The 891-nt window shown below is 70.5% G+C and carries 1 protein-coding gene; it reads left to right on the forward strand.

Going from position 1 to position 891, the window contains the following annotated elements; translation table 11 throughout:
- Positions 1 to 171: 171 nt before the first annotated feature.
- On the forward strand, positions 172 to 891 hold a 720-nt coding region (locus G5C60_RS50785; protein WP_165271113.1), incomplete at its 3' end, for a class I SAM-dependent methyltransferase.

Here is an 891-nt window from a genome sequence, read left to right on the forward strand (position 1 = left end):
GGGCGCGAGCAGGGGCGGGGAGCGCAAGGGCGCGCGGCGGCGTACGTGTGTCGAAAGAACCGTGAAAGGTATGAAAGGTGTGCGCCGCGCGCTTGTCGCCGCACTCCGGGCGCGGTAGACCGATCTGGCCCGCCCGTTCCGGCGGGCGCTGTCGCACCCCGGGGAGCTGGCATGAGCGTGACGACTCGGTACAGGGACGCCTGGGAGGGCTTCTGGCGGGAGGCTCCCGACGAGCAGGGAGCCGTCTTCTGGGACGCCGAGCCCGCACTCACCGTCGGCGTTCATCTCGGCTTGTTCGAGCCGTACTTGACGGCTCCCGGCCTGCCCTTCGTGGACCTCGGCTGCGGCAACGGTACCCAGACCCGCTTCCTCGCCGACCGGTACCCGCACGTCATCGGTGCCGATCTGTCGGCCGCCGCCCTCGATCATGCCCGGCACGCGGACCGGGCGGGGCAGGCTGCGTACCGGCTGCTCGATGCGGCCGAGAAGAGTGAGGCCGAGACGTTGCACGCCGAGCTCGGTGACGCCAACGTGTATATGCGGGGCGTGCTCCATCAGTGTGAGCCGGATGACCGGCAGCCGGTCGTCGATGGCGTTGCCGCCCTTGTGGGTGAGCGGGGGCGTGCCTTTCTTGTCGAGCTTGCCGAGGCTGCCGGGGGTGTGCTGCGCGGTCTTGCGCAGCGGCCCGAGGGGCCGCCGGCCAAACTTGCGCCCGTCTTTCGGCACGGGATCGTTCCGGGCGACGTGGCCGATGATGCGGTGCCGGAGTTTTTGCGGGCCGCCGGGCTTCGTGTTGTTGCGAGTGGTGAGTTGCCTCTCGTCACGACGGAGTACGGGGGTGATGGCGCGCGGATTGAGTTGCCGTCCCGGTGGGTGGTGGCGGGGCGGGGC

Origin of the sequence: Streptomyces scabichelini (genome assembly GCF_011045015.1) — a bacterium.
Taxonomy (GTDB): Bacteria; Actinomycetota; Actinomycetes; order Streptomycetales; family Streptomycetaceae; genus Streptomyces; species Streptomyces scabichelini.